This window comes from Frigoribacterium sp. CFBP9029 (assembly GCF_034045305.1).
In the GTDB taxonomy this organism is placed as follows: domain Bacteria; phylum Actinomycetota; class Actinomycetes; order Actinomycetales; family Microbacteriaceae; genus Frigoribacterium.
The window spans coordinates 22,241-46,111 of the sequence record NZ_JAXCWB010000003.1 but is presented as its reverse complement, the minus strand read 5'-3'; the positions used below and the strand labels follow the sequence as shown (position 1 = coordinate 46,111).

27 protein-coding genes are annotated in these 23,871 nt (G+C 71.3%); 18 read left to right on the top strand and 9 right to left on the bottom strand.

Going from position 1 to position 23,871, the window contains the following annotated elements; translation table 11 throughout:
• Nucleotide 1: 1 nt before the first annotated feature.
• The 3 genes from SOM11_RS05005 to SOM11_RS04995 all read left to right on the top strand — a co-directional run bounded on the left by SOM11_RS05005 (nucleotide 2) and on the right by SOM11_RS04995 (nucleotide 2,513).
• Nucleotides 2-778 carry a DNA-formamidopyrimidine glycosylase family protein gene (locus SOM11_RS05005; RefSeq protein ID WP_320477389.1) on the top strand — a complete coding sequence of 259 codons (777 nt, stop codon included), beginning with the start codon at nucleotides 2-4 and terminating at the stop codon, nucleotides 776-778.
• Between the two features lie 195 nt (nucleotides 779-973).
• Complete coding sequence (locus SOM11_RS05000) at nucleotides 974-1,663, top strand: peroxiredoxin-like family protein (RefSeq protein WP_320477388.1); 690 nt, start codon at nucleotides 974-976, stop codon at nucleotides 1,661-1,663.
• Nucleotides 1,664-1,841: 178 nt separating this feature from the next.
• Nucleotides 1,842-2,513, top strand: a complete 672-nt coding sequence (locus SOM11_RS04995) for a peroxiredoxin-like family protein (RefSeq protein ID WP_243215343.1) — start codon at nucleotides 1,842-1,844, stop codon at nucleotides 2,511-2,513.
• Nucleotides 2,514-2,645: 132 nt separating this feature from the next.
• Here SOM11_RS04995 and SOM11_RS04990 read toward each other — a convergent pair whose 3' ends face one another.
• On the bottom strand, nucleotides 2,646-4,208 hold the full coding sequence (locus SOM11_RS04990) for an APC family permease (RefSeq protein WP_192060963.1): 1,563 nt from the start codon (nucleotides 4,206-4,208) through the stop codon (nucleotides 2,646-2,648).
• A gap of 90 nt (nucleotides 4,209-4,298) precedes the next feature.
• Between SOM11_RS04990 and SOM11_RS04985 the strand changes: the two genes are divergently transcribed.
• On the top strand, nucleotides 4,299-5,822 hold the full coding sequence (locus SOM11_RS04985) for a PQQ-binding-like beta-propeller repeat protein (RefSeq protein ID WP_320477387.1): 1,524 nt from the start codon (nucleotides 4,299-4,301) through the stop codon (nucleotides 5,820-5,822).
• A 96-nt stretch (nucleotides 5,823-5,918) separates the two neighbouring features.
• Here the strand turns inward: SOM11_RS04985 and SOM11_RS04980 are convergent, their stop codons facing one another.
• Entirely contained in the window at nucleotides 5,919-6,212 is a 294-nt protein-coding gene (locus tag SOM11_RS04980; RefSeq protein ID WP_320477386.1) for a hypothetical protein, read from the bottom strand.
• Nucleotides 6,213-6,254: 42 nt separating this feature from the next.
• Between SOM11_RS04980 and SOM11_RS04975 the strand changes: the two genes are divergently transcribed.
• Nucleotides 6,255-7,892 (top strand): PQQ-binding-like beta-propeller repeat protein, encoded by a 1,638-nt coding sequence (locus SOM11_RS04975; RefSeq protein ID WP_320477385.1) that lies wholly within the window; start codon nucleotides 6,255-6,257, stop codon nucleotides 7,890-7,892.
• A gap of 104 nt (nucleotides 7,893-7,996) precedes the next feature.
• Here the strand turns inward: SOM11_RS04975 and SOM11_RS04970 are convergent, their stop codons facing one another.
• Nucleotides 7,997-8,893 carry a hypothetical protein gene (locus SOM11_RS04970; protein ID WP_320477384.1) on the bottom strand — a complete coding sequence of 299 codons (897 nt, stop codon included), beginning with the start codon at nucleotides 8,891-8,893 and terminating at the stop codon, nucleotides 7,997-7,999.
• A gap of 93 nt (nucleotides 8,894-8,986) precedes the next feature.
• On the opposite strand from SOM11_RS04970, the gene SOM11_RS04965 reads away from it, so the two are divergent.
• The 5 genes from SOM11_RS04965 (at nucleotide 8,987) to SOM11_RS04945 (ending at nucleotide 14,279) form a co-directional block, all read left to right on the top strand.
• On the top strand, nucleotides 8,987-9,433 hold the full coding sequence (locus SOM11_RS04965; protein ID WP_192060958.1) for a hypothetical protein: 447 nt from the start codon (nucleotides 8,987-8,989) through the stop codon (nucleotides 9,431-9,433).
• Between the two features lie 55 nt (nucleotides 9,434-9,488).
• Nucleotides 9,489-10,163, top strand: coding sequence for an SDR family oxidoreductase (locus tag SOM11_RS04960; protein ID WP_320477383.1), 675 nt, complete (start codon nucleotides 9,489-9,491; stop codon nucleotides 10,161-10,163).
• Nucleotides 10,164-10,418: 255 nt separating this feature from the next.
• Nucleotides 10,419-11,864, top strand: a complete 1,446-nt coding sequence (locus tag SOM11_RS04955) for a glucose-6-phosphate dehydrogenase (RefSeq protein ID WP_320477382.1) — start codon at nucleotides 10,419-10,421, stop codon at nucleotides 11,862-11,864.
• A gap of 104 nt (nucleotides 11,865-11,968) precedes the next feature.
• Complete coding sequence (locus SOM11_RS04950) at nucleotides 11,969-13,201, top strand: ATP-binding protein (RefSeq protein ID WP_192060955.1); 1,233 nt, start codon at nucleotides 11,969-11,971, stop codon at nucleotides 13,199-13,201.
• Nucleotides 13,202-13,274: 73 nt separating this feature from the next.
• Nucleotides 13,275-14,279 carry an aldo/keto reductase family protein gene (locus SOM11_RS04945; RefSeq protein ID WP_243215331.1) on the top strand — a complete coding sequence of 335 codons (1,005 nt, stop codon included), beginning with the start codon at nucleotides 13,275-13,277 and terminating at the stop codon, nucleotides 14,277-14,279.
• 106 nt (nucleotides 14,280-14,385) lie between these two features.
• Here SOM11_RS04945 and SOM11_RS04940 read toward each other — a convergent pair whose 3' ends face one another.
• From SOM11_RS04940 to SOM11_RS04930, 3 genes are all read right to left on the bottom strand, one after another.
• Nucleotides 14,386-14,805, bottom strand: a complete 420-nt coding sequence (locus tag SOM11_RS04940; protein ID WP_320477381.1) for a BLUF domain-containing protein — start codon at nucleotides 14,803-14,805, stop codon at nucleotides 14,386-14,388.
• Nucleotides 14,802-16,004 (bottom strand): GAF domain-containing SpoIIE family protein phosphatase, encoded by a 1,203-nt coding sequence (locus tag SOM11_RS04935; protein WP_320477380.1) that lies wholly within the window; start codon nucleotides 16,002-16,004, stop codon nucleotides 14,802-14,804. The genes SOM11_RS04940 and SOM11_RS04935 overlap by 4 nt, the downstream gene beginning before the upstream one ends.
• 264 nt (nucleotides 16,005-16,268) lie before the next feature.
• Nucleotides 16,269-17,006, bottom strand: a complete 738-nt coding sequence (locus SOM11_RS04930) for an SDR family NAD(P)-dependent oxidoreductase (protein WP_243216612.1) — start codon at nucleotides 17,004-17,006, stop codon at nucleotides 16,269-16,271.
• Nucleotides 17,007-17,213: 207 nt separating this feature from the next.
• On the opposite strand from SOM11_RS04930, the gene SOM11_RS04925 reads away from it, so the two are divergent.
• Entirely contained in the window at nucleotides 17,214-18,110 is an 897-nt protein-coding gene (locus SOM11_RS04925) for a hypothetical protein (RefSeq protein WP_320477379.1), read from the top strand.
• Between the two features lie 74 nt (nucleotides 18,111-18,184).
• Here the strand turns inward: SOM11_RS04925 and SOM11_RS04920 are convergent, their stop codons facing one another.
• Complete coding sequence (locus SOM11_RS04920) at nucleotides 18,185-18,826, bottom strand: hypothetical protein (protein ID WP_320477378.1); 642 nt, start codon at nucleotides 18,824-18,826, stop codon at nucleotides 18,185-18,187.
• Between the two features lie 189 nt (nucleotides 18,827-19,015).
• Between SOM11_RS04920 and SOM11_RS04915 the strand changes: the two genes are divergently transcribed.
• Nucleotides 19,016-19,240: a hypothetical protein gene (locus SOM11_RS04915; RefSeq protein ID WP_243215914.1), complete on the top strand. Its 225-nt coding sequence runs from the start codon at nucleotides 19,016-19,018 to the stop codon at nucleotides 19,238-19,240.
• A 52-nt stretch (nucleotides 19,241-19,292) separates the two neighbouring features.
• Here the strand turns inward: SOM11_RS04915 and SOM11_RS04910 are convergent, their stop codons facing one another.
• Nucleotides 19,293-19,556, bottom strand: a complete 264-nt coding sequence (locus SOM11_RS04910) for a hypothetical protein (protein ID WP_243215916.1) — start codon at nucleotides 19,554-19,556, stop codon at nucleotides 19,293-19,295.
• A 197-nt stretch (nucleotides 19,557-19,753) separates the two neighbouring features.
• Nucleotides 19,754-20,395, bottom strand: a complete 642-nt coding sequence (locus tag SOM11_RS04905) for a class I SAM-dependent methyltransferase (RefSeq protein ID WP_320477377.1) — start codon at nucleotides 20,393-20,395, stop codon at nucleotides 19,754-19,756.
• 70 nt (nucleotides 20,396-20,465) lie between these two features.
• On the opposite strand from SOM11_RS04905, the gene SOM11_RS04900 reads away from it, so the two are divergent.
• The 6 genes from SOM11_RS04900 to SOM11_RS04875 all read left to right on the top strand — a co-directional run bounded on the left by SOM11_RS04900 (nucleotide 20,466) and on the right by SOM11_RS04875 (nucleotide 23,769).
• On the top strand, nucleotides 20,466-20,951 hold the full coding sequence (locus SOM11_RS04900; RefSeq protein ID WP_320477376.1) for a tetratricopeptide repeat protein: 486 nt from the start codon (nucleotides 20,466-20,468) through the stop codon (nucleotides 20,949-20,951).
• Between the two features lie 126 nt (nucleotides 20,952-21,077).
• Nucleotides 21,078-21,749 (top strand): hypothetical protein, encoded by a 672-nt coding sequence (locus SOM11_RS04895; protein WP_320477375.1) that lies wholly within the window; start codon nucleotides 21,078-21,080, stop codon nucleotides 21,747-21,749.
• A gap of 114 nt (nucleotides 21,750-21,863) precedes the next feature.
• The gene (locus SOM11_RS04890) at nucleotides 21,864-22,397 is read left to right on the top strand and encodes a GNAT family N-acetyltransferase (protein WP_320477374.1); all 534 of its coding nucleotides are present in this window, start codon (nucleotides 21,864-21,866) and stop codon (nucleotides 22,395-22,397) included.
• Between the two features lie 68 nt (nucleotides 22,398-22,465).
• Nucleotides 22,466-22,900 (top strand): GNAT family acetyltransferase, encoded by a 435-nt coding sequence (locus tag SOM11_RS04885; protein ID WP_320477373.1) that lies wholly within the window; start codon nucleotides 22,466-22,468, stop codon nucleotides 22,898-22,900.
• 51 nt (nucleotides 22,901-22,951) lie between these two features.
• Nucleotides 22,952-23,416 carry a prevent-host-death protein gene (locus SOM11_RS04880; RefSeq protein WP_320477372.1) on the top strand — a complete coding sequence of 155 codons (465 nt, stop codon included), beginning with the start codon at nucleotides 22,952-22,954 and terminating at the stop codon, nucleotides 23,414-23,416.
• 128 nt (nucleotides 23,417-23,544) lie between these two features.
• Complete coding sequence (locus tag SOM11_RS04875) at nucleotides 23,545-23,769, top strand: hypothetical protein (protein ID WP_320477371.1); 225 nt, start codon at nucleotides 23,545-23,547, stop codon at nucleotides 23,767-23,769.
• Nucleotides 23,770-23,871 lie beyond the last annotated feature (102 nt).

Here is a 23,871-nt window from a genome sequence, read left to right as displayed (position 1 = left end):
GATGCCTGAAGGAGACACCGTCTACCGCGCCGCGACCAACCTCGACGCGGTGCTGCACGGGCAGACGCTGACGGCGAGCGACTTCCGGGTGCCGGCGTTCGCGACCGTCGATCTGACCGGCGAGGTCGTCGACGACGTCATCCCGCGGGGCAAGCACCTGCTGCACCACATCGGCGACCTGACGCTGCACACGCACCTCAAGATGGAGGGTTCGTGGCACGTTTACCGCCACGGCACGAAGTGGCGGCGCCCCGCCTATCAGGCACGGGTCGTGCTCGAGACGGCCGAGTGGGTCGCCGTCGGGTTCGATCTCGGTCTGGTCGAGCTGGTCGCCCGCGACCCCGAAGACAGCGTCGTCGCGTACCTGGGCCCCGACCTGCTCGGCCCCGACTGGAACGCCACGACGGCGCTCGCGAACCTCGAGGCCGACCCCGGGCGCGAGGTCGGTCTCGCCCTGCTCGATCAGCGGGTGCTCGCCGGCGTCGGCAACGTCTATCGCAACGAGCTGTGCTTCCTGCGGGGTGTGCTGCCCACGCGTCCCGTCGGCGAGGTCGAGAACCGGCCCAAGCTGATCGACCTCGCGCACCGCCTGATCCTCGCCAACAGAGACCGCGTCGACCGCACGACGACGGGCAACCTCCGGGGCGTGACCGACTGGGTCTACGGGCGGGCCGGCAAGCCGTGTCTGCGCTGCGGCACGAAGATCCTCCGGGGGACCCTCGGCGAGAGCGAGCTCGAGCTGCGTGACACGTACTGGTGTCCGCACTGCCAGAGCTGATGCGCCGGTGCGAGTGAAACGGACGTGCCGCCGCCCGTGAGGCCGGGTGCGATGCGCCACCGCCGCCGTGTGCGACCGCCGTCGCGTGTGACGCCGCGTGACGCACCCGGGCCGCCCGCCCAGCTCGCCTGCCTACGATCGGCCGCAGCCGAACTGCACGTACCCGACGTGCCGCTCACCGCCGAGAGGACGACCATGTCGAACGCCGAATCCCCCACCACCCCCCGCATCGCCGACCAGGTGACCGAGTTCGACGAGGGGTTCACGTCGCAGATCGGGCCCGAGTTCTCGAAGGTGTTCGCCGACGAGCAGAGCGCCCTCCGTGCCGCGGGCACCCCCGACGACGCGGTCGCGGCGGGCGACACGATCGTCGAGGCGACCCTCGTCACGCCCGCCGGCGACGAGGTCTCGCTCGCCGAGACCGTCGGAGAGGGCCCCGCCGTGCTGGTCTTCTACCGCGGAGCCTGGTGCCCCTACTGCAACCTGACGCTGAAGACCTACCAGGCCGAGCTGCTGCCCCGGCTCCGCGAGCGGGGTGTCGCGCTGGTCGCGATCAGCCCCCAGACCCCCGAGGGGTCCGAGGCGTCGGTGACCAACGGCTCGCTCGAGTTCCCCGTGCTGTCCGACCCGGGCAACGTGTTCAGCGGTGCGCTGGGCATCCGCACCGAGCCGAGCGCCGACGCGCGTGCCGTGCACGGTCAGCTGGGGTTCGACGTCGCCGACAGCAACGCCGATGCGACGGGTGACATCCCGTTCCCGACGGTGCTGGTCGTCGACCGCGACGGCACCGTGGTCTTCGCCGACGTGCACACCGACTACACGACCCGGACCGAGGTCGACGAGATCGTCGCGGCGCTCGACCTGCTCGAGACGCCCGGGGCCTGACCCGCAGGAGGCGCGGGTCGACCCGACACGCGCCTCCCGGCCCGCAGGCGCGACGGCCCGGTCGAGGCACCCGGTGCACCCGGGCCCGCACCCGGGCCCCGCACCCGGGCCCCGCACCCGCGCACTCCACTACGCTCAGGGGACTCTTCGCGCCTCGACCCGTTAGGACCACGACGACATGACGTCCCAGGACATCGCCACGCAGGTCGCCGACTTCCGACGGACCTTCAACGCCGAGATCGGCCCCGACCTCGAGGCGATCTTCGAGGCCGAGCAGGCTCACCTCCGCTCGCTCGGGGTGCCGGCCGACGCCGTTCGCGTGGGCGACCAGATCGTCGACGCCGCGCTCCTCACCCCCACCGGTCGTGACATCGCGCTCATCGACGCGATCGGCGCATCTCCCGCGGTCGTGGTCTTCTACCGCGGCGCCTGGTGCCCCTACTGCAACATCACGCTCAAGACCTATCAGGACGACCTGCTTCCGGCGCTCCGCGAGCGCGGCGTCGAGCTCGTGGCCATCAGCCCGCAGACGCCGGCCGGGTCCGAGAAGTCCGTCGCCGCCGGCGACCTCGAGTTCACCGTGCTGTCCGACCCGGGCAACGTGCTCAGCCGCGCGCTCGGCATCGCGACCGAGCCGAGCGTCGGAGCCCGCGGCGCCCAGCGCGAGCTCGGCTTCGACATGGCCGACGACAACGTCGACGGGTCGGCCGAGATCCCGTTCCCGACCGTCCTCGTCATCGACGGCGACGGTCGCGTCGTCTTCGTCGACATCCACACCGACTACACCAGTCGCACCGAGGTCTCCCTCGTGCTCGAGACCCTCGACCTGCTCGAGCTGGGCGTCGTCTGACCCTGCCGGCCGGCGCAGGTCGTCCGAGTCCGCACTCCCGAAGCACGGACGCAGGAGGCGCGGGTCGGGCGAACCCGACCCGCGCCTCCTGAGAATCGACGGCCTCGCAGTCGAGGCCCGCCGCTAAGGGCGCTACGGGCGCTCGACCCCCGACGCAGCCGACGTCCCGACCCCGGCATCGGCCGATGCGTCCTCGCCCCGACCGACCCGCGAGTGCCGCCGTCCGTACGCGAAGTACACGATCACGCCGAGCACGAGCCAGGCCGCGAACCGCGCCCAGGTCAGCGTCGTCAGGTTCAGCATCAGCCACACGCAGAGCGCGGCCGACAGGATCGGCAGCACCGGCGACAGCGGCACGCGGAACGCCCGCGGCAGATCGGGGCGCTTGCGACGCAGCACGATCACGCCGATGCTGACCAGCACGAACGCCGAGAGGGTGCCGATGTTGATCATCTCCTCGAGCACTCCCACGTCGGTGAACGCGGCGACGAACGCGACGACCGTTCCGGCGATGACCTGGATGCGCACCGGGGTCTTGCGGGTCGGGCTCGTCTTCGCGAGCCAGCGGGGCAGCAGGCCGTCGCGGCTCATCGAGAACACGATGCGCGACAGGCCGAGCAGCAGCACCATGATGACCGTCGTCAGACCGGCGAGCGCGCCGACCGAGATGACACCGGCGGCCCAGTCGGCGCCCACGAGGCGGAACGCGGTCGCGAGCGAGGGGTCCTCTTCGCCGGCCAGGTCGCGGTACGACACCATGCCGGTCAGCACGATCGAGACGAGCACGTAGAGCACGGTCACGACGGCGAGACCGAGGAAGATGCCGCGGGGCAGCGTCTTCTGCGGGTTCTTGACCTCTTCGGCGCTGGTCGCGACGACGTCGAACCCGATGAACGCGAAGAAGACGAGCGACGCCGCGGCGAGCAGCCCGAAGACGCCGTACTGCGCGGGGGCCGCGCCGGTCATGAACGAGAACATCGACTGCGACCAGGTGTCGCTCGCGCCGGCGCCGTTCGCGCTCGGCTCGGCGGCGGGCACGAAGGGCGTGTAGTTCGCGGCGCGCACGAAGAAGAAGCCGACGACGATCACGAAGAGCACGATCGCGACCTTGATGATCGTGAAGACGGCGCCGACGCGGGCGGTCAGCTGCGTGCCCGCGACGAGCAGCGCGGTGAAGACGGCGACGATCAGGAACGCCGGCCAGCTGACCTCGATGCCGCCCAGCATGAAGGTCGCGGGGATGCCGATGCCGAAGGTCTCGAACGCCGACGCGAGGTACACGCCCCAGTACTTGGCGAGCACGGCCGAGGCGGTGAACATCTCGAGGATGAGGTCCCACCCGATGATCCAGGCGAGGAACTCGCCCATCGTCGCGTAGGTGAACGTGTAGGCGCTGCCGGCGACCGGGATGGTCGACGCGAACTCGGCGTAGCACATGATCGCGAGCCCGCAGGTGAGCGCGGCGAGGATGAACGACAGCGTGACGGCCGGCCCGGCGTAGTTCGCGGCGGCGTTCGCGCCGACCGAGAAGATGCCCGCGCCGACGGCCACAGCGACGCCCATGAGCGTCAGATCCCAGGTGCCGAGCGTGCGCTTCAGGCCGTTCTCGGCGATGTTCGAGTCGGCGATCGACGACTCGACCGACTTCGTGCGCCACAGGCTGCGGGGCCCGCGGGTGGGCGTGGGGTTCGCCATCTCGTCTCCTCGTTCGACGGTGCCGGCCCCCGCCTGGGGACGACGCGCCAGCATACAAGGAGGCGCGCCCTTCCCTCGTACGATGACGCCATGGGGAATGACACGGGCTGGCTGCGGGGTCGCTGGCACCGCGCCTCCTCGGGGCGTCGCGTCGCGACGGTGTTCGCGGCCCTGCTCGTCGCGACCGCGGTCGTCACGACGCTCGGCGTCGGCACGCAGCCCGTCTATCCCGAGTGGTCGGAGGGCGACCAGCTGCTCGGCGACCTGCGGATCGCGCCGGAGGGCGAGCTGTGGAGCACCGATCTCGCGGCGATCCACGGCACGCCGCTGCCCGAGGGCTGCCGGGGGATGCGACCGGTCGGCGAGATCGGGGGCGACGCCGTGATCGTGAGCTCGGCGACCGCCTACGACGGGTGCGACGGCTCGGTCGCCCTGCTCGCCCGGGTCGACCCGGCGACCGGCGAGGCCCGGTGGGTGGTCGATCTCGCCTCTCGGCTCGGGGAGTCCGGGCTGTACATGAACATGTTCCGTGACGACGAGGGGCCGCTCGCCACGGTCGTCGGGCAGTCGGCGCCGAGCTCGCGCGCGGTGCGGGTCGATCTCGACAGCGGCGCCGTGCTCGCCGACGTCATCGGGGCCGACGACGAGGCCGGGCCCGCCCAGCAGATGTCCGGCATCTCCTCGGAGCGCATGCTCGTGGCCCTGCAGCCCCGCGACCGCGTCTCCGACGACGGCCTCGACCTCGAGTACAGCGACGGCGAGACGACCCCGTACCGCCTCGTCGACGTCGACGACCCCGACACGGCGATCTGGAGCGGCGACGTCGGCACCAGCGACACCCCGCTGCTGCTCGGGTCGTACCTGGTCGTCGAGAGCACGGACGGCCCGGTGGTGATCGACGCCGCCAGCGGGGATCAGCACCCCGTGCCCGGTGGCGCCGCGACGATCGAGAACGCCGGGGTCTCGGGCGATCTGCTCGTGGCCACGGTCACGACCCGTGCCGGCGAACGCGAGGCCATGGCCCTCGACCGGTCGGGCGCGCTGGTCTGGTCGACCCCGCTCGAACTGACCGAGACGGTGACGGTGACCGACGACTGCATCGTGCTCGACCAGGCGCCCGCGACGCTCGAATGCCTGTCGGCCGACGACGGCGCCAGTCGGTGGAAGCGGGTGCTCGACCTCGACGACGACTACGCGGCACGGGTCGACGCGTATCAGCAGGTCGTCGGCGGGGGCACGATCGTCGTCAATGCGGGCTCTGCCGAGGCGGGCGCGGCCGACCTCGAGGGGCAGAACCCGACGACCCTGCTCGGCCTGTCTCCGGCCACGGGCGAGACGACCTTCTCGGCCGAGGTGCCGGCGCTCTCGTATCTCGCCGGTCTGGCGCGGACCGTCGGCTTCTCGAACGCCTACGTCGGCCAGGACTTCTCGCAGACGATGGTGACGGCGTTCGACCTCTCCGACGGGCGGCGGCTCTGGCAGCAGCGGTCGCCCTCGCGGGGCACGCTCGACTTCTGGGCGGGCGCGCTCGTGGCGGTCGACGCCGACGGGGTCGCGCACGGGTTGCGGACGCAGGCCGACGTGGTGCCGCCGACCGCCGACGCCGCGCAGTGATGCCACAGCGCCAGGTCATGGACACGGCGCCAGGTTCAAACCTGGCGTCGTGTCCATCTTCTGGCGCTGTGCGGGCAGCCCTCAGCGCAGCGGAGGCTAGCTCGCGCGGACGAGCGCCGGGAACACGAACACTGCGAACACGAAGAACGCCGCCATCACGCCGAGCAGGATGAACGGCCCCTTGCCGAGCACGGTCTGCCCCGCGGCCTCGCGTCGACGCAGCACCCGCCGGCGGTAGACCGCCTGCATCACGATGAGCGCGACGGCCGCGACCGCGAGGATCGAGATGATCAGGACGTCGATGACGTGTCCTTCCGAGGAGGCGCGGTGCGGGTGGTCGAAGCGCGACCAGCCTACCTGCGGTGCGCCCGCCGTCCGCCGCGCCCGCACCTCCTCGTCCGGCGCCCACCCGTACGCTGAAGGCCGAGCCGCATGGCAGCGGCACGACGACGACGACGAGGCACCGAGGAGGCGCGGGTGGGCGGACAGGGCGACCGTCGCGTCGACGGGGCCCTCCGCGCCCGCTGGCACCGCGCCTCCTTCGGGCGCCGGCTCGTCGTCGCGGCCACGGCGCTCGTCGTCGCGACCGCCGCGGTGATCGGTCTCGGTCTCGCCACGCAGCCCGGCTACCCCGTCGGCGGGGCGTCGGGCGGGCCGATCGACGGGCTCGTGGTCGACGAGCTGCGGCACCGCCCGACTCCCGGCCCGTGGCTACTGACGACCGCCGCGCTCGGTCTGCCCGAGGTCTCCGACGGGTGCCTGACCTACTCGGTGCTCGCCTCCGTCGGCGCCGACGTGCTCGTGTCGACCTCGTCGCAGCTGGCCTACACCGAGACGGGCTGCTACGACGAGCGTGGCCGCTCCGAGCGGCTCGTGCGCCTCGACCCGCTGGCCGGCACGGTGCGCTGGTCGGTCGACGTGTCCGAGATCAGCGGGGGCGGCGGCACGCTCGCCGCGTTCGTCGACGAGGCCCGGGGCGACGCGATCGTCAGCACGACCGGTCTCTACGGCTACGGGCGGGGCGCCTCGGGCTACGCTCGCGTCGATCTCGCGACCGGCGCCCTCGCCGACGTCACCACCTCGGACGACGCGACGCCGATCGTCGAGGCCGCCGACGACGGGCTCGTGCTCGTCTCGGTCTCGCCCGCACCCGTCTACGGCTACTCGGACGACCCCCTCGCGGGCGCCGCGGCCGAGGCCCTCCTCGGCTCGCAGAGCGGCCCCCGCACCCTGCTCTACCGCCGCGACGACCTCGGCACCCCGGTCTGGTCGGACGAGCAGACCGGCGACATCAGCTCGTCGGTGCTGCTCGACGACGGTCTGCTCGTCGTGAGCGGCGGCACCGGCACCGTGATCGACGGCGCGACCGGCGACGAGCGGGCCTGGGCCGACGACCTGTCGCCCTCGGCCCAGGCCTACGGGGTCGACGACACCGTGTTCGTCGTCGACTTCGGGCGCGGCATGGACTCGCGGGCCGAGGTGTCCGCCTGGTCGCCCGACGGCACGGAGCGCTGGCGGCGCCCCTTCGATCAGGACCGGCTGCCCGTCGTGACCGGCGGCTGCGTCGCGTTCTCCGACCGGACGGGCGTGCACTGCGCCGACCTCGAGACGGGCGACGACCGCTGGGTCGTCGAGCGCACGGGTGAGAGCCGCGGCATCCCCCTCGTCAGCGACTCCCGCCCGGGTCGCTGGGACGACGACGTGTTCGTGCAGACCTTCAGCGCCCGCTCGGGGCTGGGCGACCCGGGCGCCGACCGGGCTCTGCTGCTGCTCGACGCCGAGACGGGCTCCGAGCGGATGCGGGCGTACGTGCCCCCGGACTCGTCGGTGGTCGCCGTCTCGCGCTCGGTCGCCTACGTCGCCGGCAGCGACAGCTCGGACGCGATCGCCGGTCACCGCGTGTTCTCGACGGTGATGGGCGTCGACCTCGCCGGCGGTCGCACGCTCTGGAGGCTCGACTCCGACGCGGACCTGCAGTTCTGGGGCGGGGCGCTCGTCGAGATCGGCGACGACGGCTCGATCCGCCGACTGGTCGACGACGTGCGCGTCACCGACACCGTCGCCCGCTGACCCGCCGACCCCGCTGACCCACCGGCTCGCCGAGGAGGCGCGGGTCGCGTCAGCCGCGCAGTCGCGGGTCGCGGGAGGCGCGAGCCGAGGAGGCGCGGGTCGCGTCAGCCGCGCAGGTCGCCGACCCAGCCGGCCAGGAACTCCGCCCCGGCCTCGTCGTGGATGAGGTCGGTGGCGCTCGTCAGCACCGGGTACGGGGTCACGGGCACACCGTCGGCCGGGCGCACGTCGACGTGGGCGACCTCGTGCCCGTTGGCGTGCAGCCAGTCGGCCATGGCGTAGTCGCTGCGGGAGTCGCCGACGGTGCGCCAGCTGATCGGCAGCGGGCCGTCGAGGGCGAGCAGCTCGAGGGCGCGCTCGGCACCCCGGTCTTTGCCGAGCAGCACGGACTCGATGTCGGTCGAGATGATGGTCGGGTCGATGCGCCACTGCACGGCGCCGTCGGCGTCGGGGCGGACGTCGTCGAGACGGCGGACGCCGAAGCCCCGGGCGACCAGCGCCTCCATCGCCTTGCGGTCGAGATCGGCCTGGCGCGCGAGGTAGGCGGCCGACGAGACCGAGGTGAGCTGCTCGATCGAGACCATGGCGCGCTTGGTGCGGTCGAAGAAGACGAGGTCGGCGAACTCGGCGGCGACCAGGGAGTCCATCTCGGCCGAGAAGTCGGCGGGCATGGCGAGCGACTCGTCGACGACGACCTCGCTCATGCCGTCGGGGCCGTGCTCGGGGCCGATCGAGAACCACGAGGCGCCCTTCTCGCAGACGCCGTGCACGCGGGCGCCGCGGGGCAGGCCGGCTGCCATCAGCGGCACGACGACCTCGTCGCGGATGAACGCGTCGGAGCGGCCCGTGTTGAACACGAGCGGGATGCCGGCCGAGGCCAGGGCGACGAGATCGCGCGTGATGGCGGGGATCGCGATGCTGCGGGTGATCGGGCTGGCGATCGGCCCGTCGACGTCGAGGAGCAGCCCGAGGGCGGGGCGTGGGGAGGCAGACGAGTTCACCCCGTCATCTTCGCAGCAGAACCTCCCCCCGTCGGCTGAAACGTCCGGCGGCTGTGGATGGGATGATGGACGACCAGAACTGAAGGAGACCCTGTGGCCTCGCTCCCCCAGACCGTGATCGACGCACTCGAGGCGTTCGCCGCACCCGACCAGCGCGGCACCGTCCACGACCTCGCGCAGGTCGCCGCCGACGAGGCCGACGAGCGTCTCGCCGCCGTGCTCGAGTCGGCCGACTGGGTCGACATGAACGCCAAGCACCCGGTCGGCCCCGACCGCAGCGACCCCGAGGGCATGCGGCGCCTGCTGCAGGCGATGGGCGCCGAGAGCCGATGCGCCGTCGTGACGTCGCGCGGCTCCGAAGACGACCGCGATCTCGGAGGCGCGCTCGACCAGGTGCTGCAACATCAAGACCACGGCGCGATCGTCGTGTGCCGACCCGGGCCGCTCGCGTTCCTGGTGACCGCGACCGACGAGCACTGGCTGCTCAGCGATCGCGAGATGCCGATGCTGACCGGGCAGATCCCCGTCATCCGCACCTGAGCCGACCCGACCCGCATCGCCCCGAACCGCATCGCCCTCCTGGAGGCACACGCACGTGAAGACCGCTCTCGTCACCGGATCGACCCGCGGCATCGGGCTCGTCGTCGCCCGTGAGCTCGGGCGCGACCATCACGTGATCGTGCACGGCCGCTCGCAGGAGGCGGTGGCCGCGATCGTCGAGTCGCTCCCGTCCGCGACCGCCTGGGTCGCCGACCTCGCGGGCGACTCGTTCGAGGCGCCGACCCTCGAGTCGCTCGACGTGGTCGTGCACGCGGCCGGTGTGATCGGCGGCGCCGAGGTCGAGCGCACCGCCCTCGACGACTGGCGCCGCGTCTTCGAGGTCAACGTCTTCGCCGTGGCCGACCTGACCCGGCAGCTGCTGCCGGCGCTGCGCACCGCGCAGGGCACGGTCGTCACGATCAACAGCGGCTCGGGTCTGACCGCCGGCCCCGGCGGCAGCACCTACGCGGCGAGCAAGTTCGCCCTGCGGGCGCTGACCGACTCGCTGCGCGAGGAGGAGCGTCCGAACGGGGTGCGAGTCAGCTCGCTCCACCCCGGCCGGGTCGACACCGACATGCAGCACGAGCTCGCCGAGAAGGAGGGCGGCACGTACGACGCCGCGCTCTACCTCGAGCCCCAGTCGGTCGCCGACGCCGTCCGCCTGGTGGTCGATCTGCCGCACGGGGCCACCGTCGAGTCGCTCTCGCTCCGCCCCACGCGCAAGCGCTGACGCGCGCTGCGCCCCGCGCGCCCCGCGCCGAACACCCCCTTCCCCGCGCAACACCCCGATAGATGCGGGTGCAGCGCCGAAAACGGGGTGCAGCGCGGCGGTCGGCCCGCGTCGGCGGCCGCGCGCTCCTCGCCGAACACCCCCTTCCCCGCGCGACACCCCGATGAATGCGGGTGTAGCGCCGAAAACGGGGTGTCAGGCTGCACGAGGAGGCGCGCGAGGGCGCCGAGCGCACCTCCCGACTAGCGTGCAGGCATGACGAACGCGCCGACCGAGTCCGCGACCCTGTTGATCCTCGGCGCGAGCGGTGATCTCGCTGCGCGCCTCCTGATGCCCGGCCTTGGCGGGCTGCTGACGCATGAGTCCGAGCGGCGGGTGCAGCTGGTCGGCGCCGGCACCGAGGAGTTCGACGAGAACGCGTGGCGCGCGCACGTCGCCGAGGCGTTCGAGAGCGTCGAGGCGTCGGGCCCGGCGGTCGAGGCGCTGCTCGAGTCGACGATCTACCGGACGGTCGACGTGACCGATGCCGAGCAGATGCGGGCGCTCCTCGGCGAGTGCACCGCGCCTCCTTCGATCTACTTCGCTCTGCCGCCGGCGATCACCGCGAAGTGCTGCGCGGCCCTGGCCGAGCTCGACCTGCCCGAGGGCACGGCGCTGGCGCTCGAGAAGCCGTTCGGCACCGACCTGGCGACGGCCGAGAAGCTGAACCGCGAGGTGCTGGCGCTGGTGCCCGAAGACCAGGTGCACCGGGTCGACCACTTCCTGGGACGGTCGACGGTGCTGAACCTGCTCGGGCTGCGCTTCGCGAACCGGCTGATCGAGCCGATGCTGAACAACACGCACGTCGAGAGCATCGAGATCGTCTACGACGAGGAGCTCGGTCTCGAGAACCGGGCCCGCTACTACGACCACGCGGGGGCGCTGGTCGACATGATCCAGAGTCACCTGCTGCAGGTGATGGCGGTGCTGACGATGAACGCCCCGGCGACGTTGACGGCGGCCGATCTGCGCGACGAGAAGGGCCTGGTGCTGCGGGCGACGCGGCTGTGGGAGGGCGATCCGGTGGCGAACAGCCGGCGTGCGCGGTACGAGGCGGGCACGGTCGACGGGCGCGAGCTGCCGGCCTACGCCTCGGAGGAGGGCGTCGACCCCTCGCTCGAGACCGAGACGCTGGCGGAGGTCGTGGTCGAGGTGGCGAACTGGCGCTGGGCCGGGGTGCCGATCCTGCTCCGGTCGGGCAAGGCGCTGGCCTCGAGGAGGCGCGAGATCGTGATCACGTTCCGTCCGCCCGCGCACGTCCCCGCCGAGTTCGTCGGCGGTGGCACGCCCGACCGCCTCCGCATCGCCATCAGCCCCGACGAGATGTCGCTCGAGCTGAACGTCAACGGCCCGGGTGACGCGTACGACCTCGGTCGCGCGGCGCTGCACGCGGAGTTCGGCAGCTCGGATCTGACGGCCTACGGCGAGGTGCTGAGCGGGATCCTCGACGACGACCCGACCCTGTCGGTGCGCGGCGACACGGCGGAGCAGTGCTGGCGCATCGTCGACCCGGTGATCGCGGCGTGGAACGCGGGCGACGTCGAGCTCGACACGTACCCGGCCGGATCGGCGGGGCCCGAGTCGTGGCCCGCGGGGGCGCGGCAGAACGAGCCGGCGGTGCGCGCGGAGAAAACGGAGCCCGCGGCGCAGCGGCCGGAGTAGGCGCGGGGGGGGGTGAGAGCCATGCGCTCAGCGCTCCAACCCTGACCCGGCCTCGTTTGATAAAGTTATCAGTGGTCGACCTAGCCTCTGATAACTTTATCTTCATGCGGTCGCCCCTCACGAACCCCTTCCAGGCTGGATCCGACATCGTCCCCGACGTCTGGGCAGGTCGCTTCGAACAGCTCAGCGACTGGAGAGACGTCCTGCGACCCCGGAGGAATGCGGGTCTGTACGAGACCGGCCGGACGATCCTCGGCGAGCCGGGCACCGGCAAATCGAGCCTGGTACGCCGCATCGCCCGCGACGCCGCAGAGCTCGGCGACTGGGTGACCCCGCAGGTGCGCATGCCGGTCGGGGCGGACCCTCTGAAGCTGGTCGCCTCCGCAGTGCTGCGCCTGGCCGACACAGCGGGTCTGCGCGCCTCCTCTCGACAGCATGTGCTGCAGCTCCTGGCTCGGGTCGAGCAGGTCGCGATCTCGGGGTTCTCGGTCACGGTGCGAGGCGGCGAGGGTGCGGAGCCGTCCACCGCCTTGTTCGAGCTGCTGGTCGAGCTCGGACGAGCGGCGATCGAGCAGGGCGTCGTCGTGATGATCCACATCGACGAGGTGCAGAACATCGCCGACGAGGCGGCCCTGTCGCAGCTGCTGATCGCGCTCGGCGACGCCCTGTCATACGAGGTCGAGGTGACGGCCCCGGGCGGGGTCGTGGTGACACGGTTCCTGCCCATCGCCGTCTACCTGACGGGATTGCCCGACTTCGAGGACATGGCCGGGGCGCGCAAGGGGGCGACCTTCGCCCGGCGGTTCCGCACCACGACCCTGGCCGCACTCGACGAAGGGGCCCTGCTTCAGGCCCTGCAGCCGTTCGTCGTCGAAGGCTGGGAGACTGCGGCCGCCGACGGCGGTGTCGAGATCGTGCGGATGAGCCGAGAGGCGACGAAGGCGATCGCCGAGCTGTGCTGCGGAGAGCCGTTCCTCTTCCAGCTCGCGGGCCAGCGTGCCTGGAACGCGAGCGACGGCGCGACGATCTCGGAAGACGACGTCGTCTCCGGGTGGCGAGGCGCCGAGAGCGAAGCGTCAGCCCACGTCGAACGCATCCTGAACCGTCTGCCGTCCGGCGAACAGGAGTTCATCAACGCGATGGCGGCCTTGCCCCGCGACGACCGGAAGCTCACCGTGATCGCGCAGCGCATGGGGGCGACGAGCGCGCCCCAGGTGGGTGCCGTGTCGCGAAGGCTGGACACCGTCCGGGGCATCATCGATCGAGGCAAGCCCTACTCGTTCCGCAACCGCGCGGTCGAGGCGTACCTGACGACCGACTGGCCGCGGGTGGGGTGAGGCCGCGACGGCGCCCTCGAGGCGTAGCGTCGACGACGGCCCGCAGCGGAGCGCGCCCGACAAGGAGAACCCCATGGAATTCAGGTACCTCGGCAACTCAGGACTCAAGGTCTCCGAGCTCACGTTCGGCAACTGGCTGACGCACGGCTCGCAGGTCGAGAACGACACCGCGACCGCGTGCGTCCGCGCCTCGCTCGACGTCGGCATCTCGACGTTCGACACGGCCGACGTCTACGCGAACACGCAGGCCGAGGTGGTGCTCGGCGAGGCGCTGAAGGGCGAGCGGCGCGAGTCGGTCGAGATCTTCACGAAGGTCTACGGCCCGACCGGTCCCAAGGGTCACAACGACACCGGCCTCAGCCGCAAGCACATCACCGAGTCGATCAACGCGTCGCTGAAGCGGCTGCAGACCGACTACGTCGACCTCTATCAGGCGCACCGGTACGACGTCGAGACGCCGCTGGAGGAGACGATGGAGACCTTCGCCGACCTCGTGCGTCAGGGCAAGGTGCTCTACATCGGCGTCTCGGAGTGGAACGCCGAGCAGCTGCGCGAGGCGCACCGGCTGGCGCGTGAGCTGAAGATCCAGCTCGTCTCGAACCAGCCCGAGTACTCGCTGCTGTGGAGGGTCATCGAGGAGGAGGTGGTCCCGACCTCGAAGGAGCTCGGCATCTCGCAGATCGTCTGGTCGCCCATCGCGCAGGGCGTGCTGACGGGCAAGTACACGAAGGGCGCCGCTCTGCCCGAGGGCAGCCGGGCGACCGACCAGAAGGGCGGAGCGGCGATGATCGAGCGCTGGATGCGCGACGACGTCCTCGACGCGGTCGCCCAGCTGAAGCCGATCGCCGACGAGCTCGGTCTGACGCAGGCGCAGCTGTCGCTCGCCTGGGTGCTGTCGAACGAGAACGTGGCGTCGGCGATCATCGGGGCGTCGCGCCCCGAGCAGGTCGAGTCGAACGCGAAGGCGTCGGGCGTGAAGCTCGAGTCCGACGTGCTCTCGAAGATCGAGTCGATCTTCGCCGGGCTTGCCGAGACCGACCCCCGCAAGACCCAGATGCCCGCCGGCCGCGAGGCGTGACCGCGCGCTGACCGACCGACGACGCGGTGTCCGGGGCCCACGGGCCCTGGACGCCGCGTCGTCGTGTGCCGGGGCGTCGGGTGCCGGGCGTGATGCGTCGTACGGGCTACGCCTTGCGGCGGAACCATTCGAGGAGGAGCTGGGCACGGGAGGAGTCCTCTCGGATCCCGAAGCGCCCGACGGGTGTCTCGAAGAGGGACTCGTAGCCGGGTGCCGTGCGCAGGTCGGCGTCGACGGGGTCGGGGAGACCCATCGACCACTGCGGGAACCTCCGCTGCTCGATGGACTCGTCGAGCAGCGTCTTGAGATCCGTGTGGCGGGGATCGGCGGAGATCGCCGCGTATCTCTCGCGGACATCCCTGTCGGCGCCTTCGAGGACCTGCATGAAGCGGCCCTTCTTGTAGAGGAGCATCCCGGTGAGGCCGTGGCGCTCGTTGTTCTCGCGGCTCTGCAGCAGCAGGGCCGCGATCCGCGTCGCATCGAACGGCGTGGACGCCGTGCTCAGGTAGGTCAGGGAGGTGATCACGGTCGCATCGCTTTCTTCTCGTGACGACGGACGACCAGCACGGTGACGTCGTCCTCGGGACGGAGGGCTCCGATGGCATCCGACAGCGCTGCGAACAGGCTCGCGTCGTCGGCGGATCGTCGGACGAGGGCCGCGAGCTCATCCAGGGCGCCCAGCGTGCCGTCGTACAGGTCGAGCGCGCCGTCCGAGCAGGTGAACAGGACCTCGCCGGGGTTCAGAGTGGTCTCGTGGGCCGTCCATCCGCCGCCCTGGGCGATTCCGATCGGGAGGTCCGTCGAGGCCAACCGCTCCGAGGTCCCGTCGGTGCGGATGACGACCGACAGGCCGTGTCCCGCGTCGGCGAATCGGAGCAGACCGGTTCGAGTGTCGAGGGCCGCATGGAAGAGGGTGGCGAAGGTCCCCGTCGCCGAGAGGTCGGCGAGCACCTGCTCGTTGACCGCGGAGACGGCGGCAGCGGGATCCCAGCCGGGTCGAGCCTGGAATGCGGCTCGCACCGTCGCGGCGATGAGGGCGGCGGAGTAGCCCTTGCCCATCACGTCGGTGAGGGTGACGTCGATCCGCTCGGGCGACGAGACGGAGGTGAAGAAGTCGCCTGCGACCTCGGAGTACGGCCGCGTGAAGCCGGCGACCGTGAACCCGTCTTCGTGCGTGAACGGCTCGGGGAGCATCTGCTGCTGGGTGCGCCGGGCGTGATCGGCGGCGTGCACCTGGCGCAGCTCGCGTTCGACCCAGGCGCCGAGCTCGTCGAGGAGATCCTGATCCTCGAGGGTGAGGTCGCGTGCGGCCGTGTCGACGAGGCAGATCGTCCCGACCTGGGCGCCGTCGGCCACGCTCAGGGGTCGACCTGCGTAGAAGCGGATGTGGGGGTCGCCCGTGACGGACCCTCGGTGAGCGAACCGCGCATCCTCGAGGGCATCGGGGACGACGAGTATGTCGGGCTGCTGCACGACGACATCGCAGAACGAGTCCGCCCGCGGTCCGAACGGCGCCCCGCCCGGTGACTGCGGGGACTTCGTGAACTGGTGGTCCTGGTCGATGAAGTTGATCTCGGCGATCGGCACCCCGAAGAGCTGCTTGGCCATGCGCGTGATCCGGTCGAAGCGCTCCTCCGCACCGGTGCCCATGATCCCCAGGTCGTCCAGCGCCGCCAGCCGGAGACGCTCCCGTGCTTCGGAACGATCCATCGTCGTCTCGCTCACCGCGCCTCCTCGTCCTCCACCGCTCGAACTATCCGACACCTGCAGCCCGGCCGCTGCAGATCACGCTACGCGGCTGAGGTGGGAACAGGCACCCCGCTTACGGGGTGTCGATGCTTCGCGAGGCGCGCGTGGGTGCGGCGGGTTCGTGTCACTCGGGGCGGGTCAGCGCTGACCCGCCGCCGATGACGGGGACCCGCCGAACCCGGCCCGTGCGCACGCACACGCACACGCACACGAATGCATGCACGCACGCACCCGCAGCGCTCACCCGCGCGGCAGCACCACGCCCGTCTCGCGCTCGAGCGCCGCGAGCACCGCGTCCTGGAAGCCCTCGTCGCCGACAGACTCGTGTGGCCGCTGCTGCTCGTCGTGGAACCAGTACGCCCCGCTGACCTCGCCCAGCTCGCCCAGGGCCAGCAGACGCTGCGTGCGGTGACCGAGCTCGAAGTCGTCGGGCGCCCCCGCGCCTCCCATCTTCGTGGCCACCCAGCCCGGGTCGACCGCGTTGCTGCGCAGATCGGGCAGGAGGCGCGCGACAGCCGCCGAGAACGCCGTCACGAACAGCTTGCTGTCGGAGTACGACCCCGTCTCGCGCGACCCCGCCCAGTCGACGGTGTCGAGCACCGACGCGCTGCCGCTCTTGTGCATGCCGCTGCTGAGATACACGTGCCGGGTCGGCGCCGTCAGCAGGGCGGTGAGCAGGTAGGGCGCGACGACGTTGACCGGCATCATCGCCTCGCCCCTGATGAGCCCGGCGTTGTGGATGACCGCGTCGAGCGGGGAGTCGAGGGCGTTCAGCTCGTCGGCGAGCGCCGTGACCGCGTCTCGGTCGCCGAGGTCGGCGACGACGAGTCGGGCGCCGCGGTCGACGAGCGGCTGCAGCACCTCCCCGCGGGAGTCGCTGCGCGCGTGGACGACGACGTGGTGCCCCTGCTCGAGCAGGGCTTCGGCGGCGCCGCGGCCGAGGCCGTCGGTCGAGCCGGTGACGAGGATGTGTGCCATCCCTCGACTCTGGACCCCGCGCCTCCTGCTGTCCTGGGTCCGGGGGCCTGGGTCGGGGGCTGCGGCGGGTTCCCGTCATCGGGGGCGGGTCAGCGCTGACCCGCCGCGGAGGACGGGAACCCGCCGAACCCGACTCGCGCCTCCTGCCGAGCGGGATGGTCCTCGCGAGGGATGCGGGCCGCCGCCGGCCTGCCCGAGACTCGGCCCATGCCCACCGACACGACCGACCACGCCACCGCCGACCACGCCACCGCCGACCTCGCCGCCGCGACAGACGGCAGGAGGCGCGGGTCGAGCCGCCGCACCGTCGCCCTGGTCGTCGGCCTGGCTCTCGCCGTGCCCGCTCTCGGCATCGGCGCTCTGGCCTGGCTGCTCGTGCCCGATCCGGTCGTCACGACGGTCGTCGACGCTCAGGGGCGTGAGACCGAGCTCGACTGGAGTGAGCACCCCGGCCGGTTCGGTCTGCCCGTCGACGAGGTGCTGGCCGGCCCCTCTCTCGAGGAGGGCGTCGCGGAGGGCGAGGCGATGGTCGACGAGATGGAGGCGGCGCTGACGGAGCGGTTCTCGGTGAGGTGGGTCGCGCCTCCTGCAGGTCTGTCCGACGACGAGGTGGCGTTCCCGACCGACAACGGGTGGGGCGGGCCGTCGCTGCTCGAGGTCGTGAACCTGCCGACCGATCAGACCTCGTCGGTGCCGCGGTCGTGGGCCGAGAAGGAGGCGGCGGTCGCGATCATCGGCGAGGTCGCCGCCCGGCACGGCTGGTCCGAGCCCTGGTTCGACGACGAGCGCTGGCCGCAGCCCGCCGCCGACCGCCTGGCGCAGACCGGCGGGACGACGCTGGCCGAGCAGGTGATCGTGTCGGGTGGTCTCGAGGGGCCGACGGGTCAGTGGCTCTCGTTCACCTTCCAGGACCTCTCGAAGGACGACGCCGAGGGCACGTTCGCGGCTCGTTTCGACGACGTGGCCGATGCGGGGTGGGAGCCCGAGTCGATCACGCTGTCGTACGGGGCGGACGGGCTGCTGCCCGAGGCGCGCCGAGCCGAGTTCGAGCGCCGCGCCGAGCCGTTCGCGGGGCAGGTGCTGCCGGAGGCGCAGGAGGACTGAGCAGGCGCGGCCCGGGAGCGCTATGCGTAACGAGCTATTACGTTCCGATGCGTATCAGCTGCGGCGGGTTCCTGTCATCGGCGGCGGGTCAGCGCTGACCCGCCCCCGATGACGGGAACCCGCCGCACTCGGTCCGCCCGCGCGTCCGCGCCGAACGCACCCGAGCACACCGCGAGCGCGCTCGCGAGAATGGCGCCCGGGAGGAACGCGGGCTGGAGGACGGCGCCGGCGATCAGGCAGCCGAGACCGATGACGAGCAGCACGGACCGGCTCGCGTCGCCACGGACGAGCGACGCTCCGAGCAGGGCGGCGCACGCGAGGGCGAACGCGATGACGGATGCGGCCGCCACGCCGATCCAGACGGTCTCCGCACCGAAGGTCGTGCTCGACGACAGGTATCGAGCGCACCACACCGCGATGCCCCCGGTGAGCAGCACCGGCGTCACCGCGAGGGCCGCGCTGCACCTCGCCCGAGTGGTCGGAGACGACCCGCCACTCGCGAAGACGACGACGCAGGCGACCGCCGACAGGGCGATGACGAGTGCTGTGGCGACGACCCCGGGCACGATCAGCCCGATGCCGTCCGGTCGGAATCCGCGTGACTCCGCCAGAACGTCGGCAGCCAGCAAGACGGGCCCGCCCGCGGTCAGGATCGCGCCGAGAGACCCGAGCGTCAGCAGCACCACGCGGAGACGGAATGCTGCGGTCGGCGACATGACGACAGTCCATCAGCAGGAGGCGCGCCCCGCATCCCCCGCGAGGACCCGATGCGGCGCGGGCACCGGCCCCGATTCGACGCCTTCATCTCGGCCCCGCGACGGTCGTGCATCAGCACAGCGGCGGAGTCGCGGCATGCCGCCCGTCCGCGACTCTCGACGAGGCCGCTCATGCACGAGGATGGTCGCATGACCGAGACCTCTCGCAGCCTGTTCGTCGTCGGCGGCATCGTCGCCGCCATCTCAGGTCTCTTCGGTGCACTGCTGCTGGCTGCTCTCCTGCTGTCCGAGCCCGACACCGGAGCGAACATCGGTGCGGGTCTGCTCTTTATGGCTGCCGCTCCGCTGGGCGTCGTCGCCGTCGGCATCCTCACCGCCGGCCTCGTCACGCACCTGCTTGCACGGCGCCGCTGAGAAGAATCGCCACCGTGCCCGCGTGGGCGCGCGCATCAGCACAGCGGTGGAGTCAGCGGCGGACCTGCCGGGCCGCCCGGCGGCGCATGACGCGCAGTGCGACCATCCACGCGACGAAGACGGCGGCATAGACGCCGACGGAGAGCCACAGCGGCCAGGCGAACCGATCGAAGGCGAGCCCGAACACGGTCACCCCAGCTGCCAGGAAGACGATGTTGAGCAGGATCTCCCGCCAGGGCGCCCACCGCGCAGGCGGCTCCATCACGGCGTCGGGGTGCACCGGTCGCGCGCTCGGCATGGCGTGGTTCTCCGTCATGGCTCGATTATGGTGCTCGCCCCGGGGTTCCGCTCGGTGCCGACCGAGGGGCCTGCTCTGAGGAGGTCATCGTCGTGACGAGCTATTACGCATCCACACGTAATAGCTGCCGACCATCACCGCGCCCCCGGGCCCGAGCCCGGGCCGAGCACCGCCCATCCCCACGCTCACACGCACACCACCGGCCCCCCGGCCGCTCACGGGTGCCGACGCAGCTCCGCCAGGATCGCCCCATGCGGCCGCGGCCCCGACCCCGGCCCACGCCCCGGCCCAGACACAGGCCGACCACCTGTCCGCGTATGCGTCTCGACCACGTCGAACCGCGCCTCCTCGAGCTCGGCGGTCAGCGCGTCGACCGACCACCGGTACGCGGTGACGACGGCATGGTCGAACGCCTCCACCTCGTCGCCGACGAAGAACCCCACCAGGAGCCGGCCACCGGGCCGGAGCACCCGCGCGAACTCGTCGAGCGCACCGCCGAGGGCCGCCGGTTCGTGGTGGATGAGCGAGTACCACGCCAGCACTCCCCCGTAGCTGTCCGCCGGGTCGGTCAGGGCGTCGATGCTCCCGATCGCGAAGGGCACAGAAGGGTAGGAGGCGCGGGCATGGTCGACGAAGGCACCGACCGCATCGACACCTCGGGCAGCGACGCCGCGGCCCGCCAGATGAGCCGTCCACTGCCCGGGCCCGCACCCCGCGTCGAGCACCGGGCCGTCGACCCCCTCGGCCCACGTCGTCACGAGCTGCACATCGGTCGGATGCGCCGTCGACATCGACCCCAGCTGCTCGATGTACTCGGCGGCACGCTGTGAGTACGACCTCTCGACGTCCCCTGTCATGCCCGAAGCCTAGGAGGATGCGGCGCCGTGCTCGAAACACCCGGCCGCCGGATCGCAATAGCGTGGTGGCATGAGCGACGAAGAGTGGGAAGACCGAGTGGCCGCGCTGTGGGCTGCCGAGACGATCGACGACCAGCAGCGGATCGATCGCATGCGCGCCCTCGCCGACGAGGCTCCGCACCCCGCCCTGGGCGAGTTCGAGCTCGGGGGTGCCTTCGACACCGGCGGGCACGAGGTCGAGGCCGACGTGCACTACGCCGCCGCCACCGCAGCCGGGCTCGACGCCGTCGACCCCGACCGGGCCGCCCGGATGGTCGTGCAGCACGCGTCGACCCTCCGCAACATCGGCCGCACCGACGAGGCCATCGCGATGCTCCGGGACGCACCCGAGCACCCGGCCACCGGAGCGGCCCCCAAGGTCTTCCTCGCTCTCGCGCTGCACAGCGCCGGCCGCCCCGACGAAGCACTCCGCGTGGCGATCGAGGCCGTCGAACCGACCCTCCCCCGCTACCACCGCTCGGTCGAGGCCTACGCCGCCGCCCTCACCGAACGGTGAACATTCAGCGAAACCGCCCCGCGCAGTAAGAGGGAAGGCTGCCCCTTTCTCATCGTCGAATCGACAAACTCTCATCTCTTGCTGGAGGATGGCGTCACGAGCAGGACGAGAACATCGAAGGACACCATGGCATCCACACTGACCGAGCACCTCTCGCAGACGAAGAGCACGAGCGGAGTATCCGAGGCCGCCTACGCCGCGTTCCTGTCGGGGCCAGTGAGCAAGTGGGCGAGTTGGGCGATCTGGGGAGACAAGGTCGATGACCTGAGCGTCTTCGACATCGCAGGGCGTCCATGGGAGCGCTTGCGGTCGGATGTGCTGATCCTGGGTGGGAACACTGGCCTGGTCGGAGACGGGGAGATGAAGAGGTGCGGCAATTTCCACACCGCAGGCCACAGCCCTGACGGCAAGCTGCGTAATTCTCTCCGTGGGACGCCGCTCGAGGGTGCCTTCCTGAGCGACGTCGTGAAGGACTACCCGACGAAGGACTCCGGGCCGCTGAAGCGCGACATAAAGAACGGTGCGTTCGACATCCGTGCGCACGTCGTCGATCCCCTTCTCGACGAACTGGAGCTCCTCGGATCACCCGACGAGGTCATCGTCCTGCTCCTCGGAAAGGAGACCGTGAACGTCTGGGACGCTGTCATGTCTCACGACGTCGTTCCGCAGTCTCTCCTGAGCCGACTCACGGTGGTCACAGGGCTGCCGCATCACTCGAAGGCAGGGGCCCTCGCCCAGCCCGTGCAAGATCTTCTCGCCTCTCCCCTGCAGCCGCATCCGGCGGCCGTCGCCGGCTGATCAGGCCCGAGCTCGCATGCGGGAGGGGACCACCACCTCCTCGACGGCCCGATCCGGCTCCTCGCATCGACGGCGCGGCAGCAGACTCGGCGGCTCGAATCGAGAGAATGGACTGTGATCACGCGACTCGAGCTGCCCGTGTCCGTCCGTGCCCGCGACGCGAGCGTGCTCGTGAGACGGGCCACCCGCGACGACCTCGAGGCGATCATGCGGCTGCTGTCGGACGATCCGATCAGCGCCGGCCGCGGTGACGTCGCGAGCGACGGAGACCGGGAGGCCTACGCATCCGCGCTCGATCGGATCGTCGACGATCCGAGCAACGAGCTCGTCGTGGCGGTGGACGCCGCCGGCGTCGTCGTGGGCACGCTGCAGCTGACGGTCATCCCCGGCATGGCACGACGCGGCAGCTCGCGACTGCTGGTCGAAGCGGTCCGCGTCGCCAGCACGCAGCGGTCGTCGGGCATCGGAGGCGCGATGATGCGCTGGGTGACCGAGCAGGCGGCCATCGAACTCTCCACACCCCTGGTGCAGCTCACCTCGGACTCCGCCCGCACCGACGCGCACCGCTTCTACACGCGCCTCGGCTTCGTCGACTCGCACGTCGGGTTCAAGTACGCGGTGCCGCTGCCCGCGCACGCCGCGCGCTAGAGGCCGATCCGAGCCGTCGTGAGCGACTCGCGGTCGGGAGTCGCGCCTCCTCGTGTCAGGCTCTCGGCATGGTTCAGATCCGAGCGTTCGCCGAGGCGGACACCGAGGCCGTGGTCGCACTCTGGCAGGAGGCGCGGCTCGTCAGGCCGTGGAACGACCCGTACCGGGACATCCAGCGCAAGACGACGACCCAGCCCGAGATGTTCCTCGTCGCCGACGACGCCGGCTCGGTGGTCGGCACCGCCATGGTCGGTTACGACGGGCACCGGGGGTGGATCCACTACCTCGCCGTCGCGGCCTCCCAGCGCGGCACCGGGCTGGGGAAGGCGCTGGTCGGCGAGGCCGAGGCGATGCTGGCCGCGCTCGGCTGCCCCAAGGTGCAGCTGCAGGTGCGACCCGACAACACCGACGTCATCGCGTTCTACGAGAGCCTCGGCTACGCGACCTATGAGGCGGTCAGCATGGGGAAGCGGTTGGAGAGCGACGAGGCCGTCACGCCCTGATCATCATCCGACCCCCTGGACTTCCGAACGTGTTCGGAATACTCTGGGGAGATGAGCCAGATGATCTACAGCCTCTCGCGCACCCGTCGCTCCTCCGACCTGAGCAAGCACTCGGCGGAGGTCTTCGCCGAAGCGGAGGATCACCCTGTGACGGTGACGCGTCGCGATGGTGAGGCGCTCGTGCTGATGTCGCAGCGCGAGGCCGTCGGCCGAACGCGGCTCCTCGACATCGCGGCGCAGTTGATCACGGTCACGCTCGACACGGAAGGCTCCCTGAGTGAGCGGATGTCGCGATCCTTCCCGTGGATGCTCGCCCTGTCACCCGCCGACCGCGAGACATGCGCGCGCGATCTCATCGACGCCGCGCGCGCCTCGTTCTCGACCGACCAGTCTCATCTCGTCACCGTCGAGTTGACCGCCTGGAAGGAGACGGCCACGGCCGTGGCGGCAGGGCTCGGCCGCGAAGATCTCCAGTGGCTCGACGACGGGGTCGTCCACTCCGTCGAGCGGCCCTAGGTTTGGCGGGCCGCAAGAGGGGCGACCTGGTTCCGCGACCTGCGAAGAAGATCGAGTACGAGATCCGGTTCGCGACGGTGGAAGCCGTCAGGGGCTGGAGGGATCTGACCTCGACGGTTCGCAACGCCATGGCTGAGACATGGGACTTCCTCACGCGCACTCCCCTCGCGACGACTCCGACCAATTACAGACTTCGAGGCGAACTCGGATCGATCGAGCGGAGCGGCATCACGTACGACCGCTGGCAGCACAAGCCGACAGCCCAAGGGACTGCGCGCATCTGGTACTTCGTCGACGGGCAGACCGTCTACCTCGAACAGGTCCACACGAACCACCCGAATGAGACCAAGTGACGATGGGCCGATCCTCTCCGCCAGCCTTCTCGCCCGGCGCCTTCGTGGCCTCGGACGAGACCCCAGCACGTCGCCCAGACCCCGGTGCGCGCAGAGGGGTCT